9 protein-coding genes are annotated in these 6,818 nt (G+C 35.2%); 6 read left to right on the top strand and 3 right to left on the bottom strand.

Annotated elements, in window-relative coordinates; translation table 11 throughout:
* Nucleotides 1-49: 49 nt before the first annotated feature.
* Complete coding sequence (locus tag BN990_RS21260; RefSeq protein WP_021290578.1) at nucleotides 50-1,051, bottom strand: sensor histidine kinase; 1,002 nt, start codon at nucleotides 1,049-1,051, stop codon at nucleotides 50-52.
* Nucleotides 1,048-1,749: a response regulator transcription factor gene (locus BN990_RS21265; RefSeq protein ID WP_021290577.1), complete on the bottom strand. Its 702-nt coding sequence runs from the start codon at nucleotides 1,747-1,749 to the stop codon at nucleotides 1,048-1,050. Before BN990_RS21265 ends, BN990_RS21260 begins: the two co-directional genes overlap by 4 nt.
* 147 nt (nucleotides 1,750-1,896) lie before the next feature.
* Here BN990_RS21265 and BN990_RS21270 point away from each other — a divergent pair, with 147 nt between their 5' ends.
* From BN990_RS21270 to perR, 5 genes are all read left to right on the top strand, one after another.
* A complete protein-coding gene (locus tag BN990_RS21270) occupies nucleotides 1,897-2,328 on the top strand; it encodes a potassium channel family protein (RefSeq protein ID WP_021290576.1) in 432 nt (143 codons plus the stop codon).
* 54 nt (nucleotides 2,329-2,382) lie between these two features.
* On the top strand, nucleotides 2,383-2,853 hold the full coding sequence (bcp, locus tag BN990_RS21275) for a thioredoxin-dependent thiol peroxidase (RefSeq protein ID WP_021290575.1): 471 nt from the start codon (nucleotides 2,383-2,385) through the stop codon (nucleotides 2,851-2,853).
* A 99-nt stretch (nucleotides 2,854-2,952) separates the two neighbouring features.
* Nucleotides 2,953-3,621, top strand: a complete 669-nt coding sequence (locus BN990_RS21280) for a sugar transferase (RefSeq protein WP_148530752.1) — start codon at nucleotides 2,953-2,955, stop codon at nucleotides 3,619-3,621.
* 100 nt (nucleotides 3,622-3,721) lie between these two features.
* Nucleotides 3,722-4,273 carry a cob(I)yrinic acid a,c-diamide adenosyltransferase gene (locus tag BN990_RS21285; protein WP_038247481.1) on the top strand — a complete coding sequence of 184 codons (552 nt, stop codon included), beginning with the start codon at nucleotides 3,722-3,724 and terminating at the stop codon, nucleotides 4,271-4,273.
* 163 nt (nucleotides 4,274-4,436) lie between these two features.
* Nucleotides 4,437-4,886, top strand: coding sequence for a peroxide-responsive transcriptional repressor PerR (gene perR, locus BN990_RS21290; protein ID WP_038247482.1), 450 nt, complete (start codon nucleotides 4,437-4,439; stop codon nucleotides 4,884-4,886).
* 79 nt (nucleotides 4,887-4,965) lie between these two features.
* Here perR and BN990_RS21295 read toward each other — a convergent pair whose 3' ends face one another.
* On the bottom strand, nucleotides 4,966-5,367 hold the full coding sequence (locus tag BN990_RS21295) for a YgzB family protein (RefSeq protein WP_021290571.1): 402 nt from the start codon (nucleotides 5,365-5,367) through the stop codon (nucleotides 4,966-4,968).
* A 158-nt stretch (nucleotides 5,368-5,525) separates the two neighbouring features.
* Here BN990_RS21295 and BN990_RS21300 point away from each other — a divergent pair, with 158 nt between their 5' ends.
* Entirely contained in the window at nucleotides 5,526-6,395 is an 870-nt protein-coding gene (locus BN990_RS21300) for a nucleotidyltransferase-like protein (protein ID WP_021290570.1), read from the top strand.
* The last annotated feature ends 423 nt before the right edge of the window (nucleotides 6,396-6,818 follow it).

Consider the following 6,818-nt stretch of genomic DNA (forward strand, 5'->3'; position numbering starts at 1 on the left):
TATGGGTCTATCTTTCAAATGAAAAAATTAACCTTACATTGTTGTAAGGTTAACTTGAGTGGAAGTGAATGGATACAATCGTCCCATGATCTTCTTCTGAAGTAATTGTCAATTCATGTCCAAGCTCTTGGCAAATTTGTTTTGATAAATAGAGGCCCATTCCGGTGGACTCTCTAAATTTTCTTCCATTGTTACCAGTAAAAAAGGGATCAAAAACACGATTGATATCTTGTTTCGGTATGCCATGACCAGTATCTTCGATTTCAAGTACAAGTTCCTTCTTTTGTAATACCGTTCGGAAATAAATATGACTGGAGCCGGCTTTCGAATATTTAATTGCATTGGATACAGCTTGACTAATCACAAAGCGAAGCCATTTTGGATCGGTTGCTACAACATACTGCTCATCAACCGCTAAGTCTGGAAAAGCTTGATTACGAATGAAGCTTGATTTGAAATCTTGAATCACTTCTTTTACGACAGCTCGTAAATTAACTTGCTGTACTTGGAAATCGCGATCAAATTTTTGTAAACGCGATTGATACAATGCTAGGTCGAGGCCTTGCTGCATTCGTTCTAATTCTTCCTGCATACTATGAAGGAACTCCTGAGGGAGCTGTAGTTTCTCCTTTTGTAATGTAAGATGCATCACGGATACTGGTGTTTTCATTTGATGAACCCATTGTTGAATGAAATGAAATTCCATTTGCTTTTGCTGTTTTAACAGCTCAATTTCTTCCGCATATTTATTGGATTGCTGATCGTATTGCCGTTTCAAGTTTTCCAATAGGTTGGTTGGTGGATCTGGTAACCAATTGGGGTTTTCTTCATCCTGCTGGATAACTACATAATAATCACGTAATCGATAGTAACGATAGGCTAAAAATAAGATCAAGCAACAGGTAAGTAAAATAATCAGATAAGAGATCAAGTCCCAGCTTAAAGGAACCGCTGTGATTCCATAAAACAACTGGACAATAGCAATCAAAAGAAATAGTTGAACGTAAAAGAATCCTATAAACGGCAAGCTATCTTTTAAAAAATCTTTCATTCGTTACCGCCCCATGTCTCAGTCATTTTATAGCCGGCTCCTCTAACTGTTTGGATACTCTGGTGAATACCAATATCTTCTAACTTTTTTCGTAATCGGGTTATATTTACAGATAAGGTATTATCATCAACAAATTGTTCGTCATCCCATAGCATTTCCAATAAGTAGGTACGTGATAACACATGATTAAGGTGATCCATAAAGGCTTTTAATAAGATAAATTCATTTTTTGTAAGAAGTGATCTTTGGTCTATATAACTAACCTCCATGGCTGTCAGGTAAAGTTTTAGCTCCTTTATCTCTAATATATCTGATTGTCTATTCACTGCATATTCTCCATAGATCCTCCGCATGATTCCCTTAATTTTTGCTTGAACGACATCGAAGTTAAATGGTTTTGTAATGTAATCATCCCCACCATTTTCGATTGCCATCACCTGATCCATTCCAGAATCACGTGCAGAGATAAATATAATCGGACAATTGGATACACTTCTTATTTTACGACACCAATAAAACCCGTCATATCTGGGTAGATTGATATCCAGCAAAATAAGATGTGGATCATGGTTATGGAATTCTTCGAGGATTTGATCAAATGCTTGAACCACTTCAACGTGGTATTCATATTTTTCTAAATAATCCTTTAGTAATCCAGCAATCTTTGGGTCATCTTCGATTAAGAATATTTTTTTCAATATTATACACCGTCCTTTTAATCAAGATCAGCACTACCATGTATGAAGTTCATTTTACTCTATCTTATCCTCAATAGAAAATAATTGACAAGCTATGTTATTTCTCCGCATAAGCATGAGATATAGACTTAAATAGAAGGGGATCATATGGGGGTTCTAATTTGGTTTATTATGGGCGGTATTTTTGCCATACTAGCAAGGAGTCTACTTGTATTTATTCGTGGAAAACATATGAGTAAATCGGTTCGCCAAGGTGGGTTTTCACTCGAATTATTTTATGCACTCCTCGTTATTTATTGCATTGTTATTATTGGTTTTGGTCTTATTTATTTTTTACTATCTATGCAGGGAATTGTACTTGTTGAAAATGGGGAACTACGTCAGGTTAGTGTCCTAGGTTCTATGATCCATTCTTTTTATTTCAGTGGAGTAACTATCTTAACGATTGGCTATGGAGATATAACACCGATTGGTATTGGTAGACTGATTGCGTTAATCGAAGCGCTAATTGGTTACATTCTTCCGACGGCGTTTGTACTCCGTCTTGTTCAATCACAAGAACGAAGCAGAGATCAATGATTCCTCCTAGTTATTATGCTATAGTAGAGAGAACAGATATTTTGGAGGGATAAGATGACAGTCCAAATAGGGGAACAAGTCGCTAATTTTTCACTACCAGATCAAGATGGCAACAACGTAAGTTTAGCTGATTTTAAAGGAAAGCATGTTGTTCTATATTTTTATCCAAAGGATATGACTCCTGGATGTACAACGGAAGCTTGTGACTTTCGAGATGCGCATGAAAGTTTCAAGGAAATAGATGCCGTTATCATAGGGATCAGTCCAGATCCTGTTGAATCACATCAGAAATTTATTAACAAACATGACTTACCATTTTTATTATTAGCCGATGAAGACCATCGAGTGGCTGAAGATTTTGGTGTATGGAAGTTAAAGAAGAATTTCGGAAAAGAATATTATGGCATTGAACGTTCTACGTTTATTCTGGATAAATCAGGAACATTACAAAAGGAATTCCGTAAAGTACAGGTTAAAGGTCATGTTGAAGCAGCGTTAACTTATATTCGTGAGCATTTAAATTAAGGTGAATTATTAAAAAGCAGCCAAAAACGGCTGCTTTTTGTCATAGATTGCTAACATTTCGAATAGATTGTACTACTAAATCTAGTAGTTAAATCTGAGGTGAAAACATTGGAGATTCAGGGGAAAGTAACAAGAGTTGGTAGAATAACTAGTGTTGAAAGCAGAAGTTACCGATATGTGAAACGCTTATTTGATATTATGTTAAGCTTTATCCTGCTTTTGCTGTTTGCACCAGTGATTCTCTTTGTTTATCAAAAAATAAAGAGCCAAGAAGGAAAGCCGGTTTTCTATCAAGAACTTCGGACAGGAATGAATGATCAATCCTTTATTATGTATACATTTCGTACAACGACAATTCCGTCACGAGTGATTCATGGGCTACCTCCTTATCCATTTCCATCTTCTTGGCAATATGGTGTGCCAAATGAATTTACTTATATTCCGAATCCCACTGTGACGCTGACTTCTACCGGTATATGGTTAAAAAAACATAAATTAGATAAACTACCTCTATTACTTCATGTATTAAAAGGGGATATGAGTTTTATCGGTCCTGAGGCAGAGCTTCATGAGATAACCAGGTTTTATAATGTCTATCAAAAACAACGACTGAAAATACGACCGGGTATTACGGGGGTTGTTCAATTAGCTGACAAACAGAAATTAAGTTATAAACAACAGTTAGAAATGGATTTAAATTATATAAAGTATCGCTCATGGAAAAAGGATGTAAAAATTCTCGCTAGAACGATAAGAAAACTGCTATAGTCCGTAAATATATGATTGATATGATATTATATAATAAAGAAATCGATAAAAAACGATAAACATGTACAAGCTAAATGTGAGAAGAAAAGGGGTAACTGGCATGCGGATTTATACCCGTTCTGGAGATAAAGGGGAAACATCTTTAATATATGGAAAACGAGTTCCTAAAAACGATCTACGTGTAGAGGCTTACGGCACTTGTGATGAAGTAAATTCAATGATTGGGTTAAGCTTAAGTTATATAGACCAACAATCATTTGATGAAAGGGAGATATTAACCCATCAGCTGCATCGGATACAGACCATCCTGTTTCATGTTGGAGCTGAGTTGGCCACACCTAAGGATAAAAAAGTAACTTGGAAATTAAAACAGGAACATGTTAATGAATTAGAGAGCCAAATTGATAAGTGGGATGCCAACCTTGAGCCGTTAAAAAGCTTCATTCTACCTTCGGGTCATCAAGTATCCGCTAGTTTACATGTGGCTAGAACTGTTGCTAGAAGAGCAGAGCGTTTGGCAGTAGGGATGGAAGGAGTAAATCCTTTAGTGATCGCTTACTTAAATCGCGTATCTGATTATCTGTTTGTTGTAGCAAGGTATTGTAATCATGCCCTTGATGGGAAAGAATGGCCATTGCAAGCAGATGGATAATCTAGAGACAAATGAAAGAAGGAACCATGTTTAACTAGTTCTATTTATTCTCAAATATAATATACTTATATTGACAGAACCCCGTTATAAAGCGTACACTATTTATAAAGATTATAAATTAATAATAAACTTATAATTATAGAAAATACTGAAAGTGAGGTGGATGAGGGTGTCTGAAAAACGATTGCAGGCAGCAATAAGTACATTAAAAGAGTCAGGCGTCCGGATTACACCACAACGTCATGCGGTACTTGAGTATTTACTCAATGCGATGGTCCATCCAACGGCTGATGATATATATAAAGCACTTGAAGGTAAATTCCCGAATATGAGTGTTGCAACAGTATATAATAATCTTCGTGTGTTACGTGAAATTGGTCTTGTAAGAGAACTTACTTATGGAGATTCTTCTAGTAGGTTTGATTGTAACACGTCAGATCATTATCATATTATTTGCGATTCTTGTGGTAAGATTGTTGATTTTCACTATCCTCCATTAGACGAAGTGGAATCATTAGCCGAACAAGTAACAGGCTTTGAAGTTAGTCATCATCGCATGGAAGTGTACGGTAAGTGTGAGGATTGTCAAAAGACGGCTACACAAAAGCACTGATTCTTTAATTTACGTAACTCCAAATGCTCGTGTGGGCATTTGGAGTTTTTAAATAAAAATTCGCTATCTCAGCGAATTTTTATGACTTATTATGTTGTTCTTCTTTTTCCTTCGCTTTAAGTTCTTTTCGATATCGTCTTGTATTATATTTCTCATCAAATGCTTTACCTTCTAAATCTTTATCCAATGTCAGCGGTTCTTTGCAATGCATACATGCATCAACCCGGCCAAGCATTTTCGTGGGCTTTTCGCAGTTTGGACAAACAATTGGCACTGCTTTTAATGAGAGTGTTCCAATCCATAAATAAACCGCACAACTTAGAACTACCATTAGCACACCTAGGATAAAGAATGTTACCATTAACCATTCTATTCGTTTCGTTAAGATACCAACATACATTAAGAGAATACCAGCAAATACGAGAATTAAGGCAAACGATCTAATTTTATTGATTTTGCTCGAATATACGATCTGAGCCATGTTAAACCTCCTTCAGCTTACAATAGGTAGTATAGCATATTTTGCTAAAAATTTTGATTGTGAGAGAGGATTTCATATATCTACAACGAATTGTAGTATAGTGAAGATAGAAAATAATTACTAATAGAAAGTAAAATAAAACTGGAGGAAATGAGGCAATGGAAAATTTCCTGAGACCGATTTATCAAGAACATGCGAGTGATACAAATACATTAGGGATATTAGTGCTAGAAAAAACAAAACCAGATAGTCCCATTACAGATAATTTTGATGTGATCTTATTAATTATTGTTCAAGAGGGAGAACAAGCTTGGTACGTAAAACATTACGAATTTGATGATAAGACATGTGCGTTACATATCGTTAAAGAGGATCTATTAATGAAATGGATTGATACGAGTGGATATCGAACAGCTGTTGAATGGATTATTTATGGGAAGGTGATTTATGACAGAAATGAATTTATTTATAATTTGAAAGGTCAATTAAGAGATTTTCCAGATAGTAAGCGAGATCTTCGTAAAGCAATTGAATTTGGTAAGCTTGTTAAAAGCTATAGTGAAGCTAAAGAGCTGTTTGAATCGGAGGAGTACAAGGATTCCAATAGCAAGATCTTATATTCGCTGCATTATTTAGCGAGGTTAGCTGTCATTGAAAAGGGGTATTATCCAGAAGTCACGGTTTGGAGTCAAGTAAAACAGATTGACCTCGAGGTATATAAGTTATATGAAGAATTTATTGAGAGTAATGAAGAAATCAAGAAACGAATTCAACTAATGCTTATTGCAATGGATTATGTAATAAAAAATCGAGCAAAGGTTTCAGTAAAGCATTTATTGGATATTATGGATACTAGAGATGATGCTTGGTCCTATGCGGAATTAAAGTCATTGCAAATGATTACACCGTATTCACTGGACTTATCTGCAATCATTGCATATTTAGTTGAGAAAGATATAATTACAACGGTCAGGCAAGAAACCAAAGGAGTTGGCGTTTACCACCGAAAATATAAAATGCATCAATAGTGGAACGTTTTTATGATAATAGGCATAAATTGTGTATGGGCATTGCAATTCGTATACATGGTGTAACGCTATTGCATGCCTTCTACAATTTTTTCGTCGTTATGCAAATAAATGTAAAATAACCGTTGACATTGTAATATAACCATGATAAAGTTAATTCCGTCGCAAAAATTCAGTTGAGTTAAGCGACATAAGACAAAAAAATATATTAATTGTTTGTTGACATGAATCTAGCAAACATGGTATATTAATAAAGTCGCCAATTTGAGAAGCAAAACAGTTGATGATAAAAACTTGAAAAAAGTTATTGACAAACGCTAATCAAACTGGTACAATAAAAGAGTTGCTGCAAAAAGCGACTAAGAAATATTCGCTCTTTGAAAACTGAACAAAACAACCAGTATGTCAAGAAAAACAGGGAGC

The organism is Virgibacillus salexigens, assembly GCF_000723585.1.
Lineage (GTDB): Bacteria > Bacillota > Bacilli > Bacillales > Amphibacillaceae > Virgibacillus > Virgibacillus salexigens.

What these genes read in the sequence shown, in the direction of transcription:
- BN990_RS21260 (WP_021290578.1), bottom strand. Translation starts at nt 1,051, where the DNA reads ATGAAAGATTTTTTAAAAGATAGCTTGCCGTTTATAGGATTCTTTTAC.
- BN990_RS21270 (WP_021290576.1), top strand. Translation starts at nt 1,897, where the DNA reads ATGGGGGTTCTAATTTGGTTTATTATGGGCGGTATTTTTGCCATACTA.
- bcp (WP_021290575.1), top strand. Translation starts at nt 2,383, where the DNA reads ATGACAGTCCAAATAGGGGAACAAGTCGCTAATTTTTCACTACCAGAT.
- BN990_RS21285 (WP_038247481.1), top strand. Translation starts at nt 3,722, where the DNA reads ATGCGGATTTATACCCGTTCTGGAGATAAAGGGGAAACATCTTTAATA.
- perR (WP_038247482.1), top strand. Translation starts at nt 4,437, where the DNA reads ATGAGGGTGTCTGAAAAACGATTGCAGGCAGCAATAAGTACATTAAAA.
- BN990_RS21295 (WP_021290571.1), bottom strand. Translation starts at nt 5,367, where the DNA reads ATGGCTCAGATCGTATATTCGAGCAAAATCAATAAAATTAGATCGTTT.
- BN990_RS21300 (WP_021290570.1), top strand. Translation starts at nt 5,526, where the DNA reads ATGGAAAATTTCCTGAGACCGATTTATCAAGAACATGCGAGTGATACA.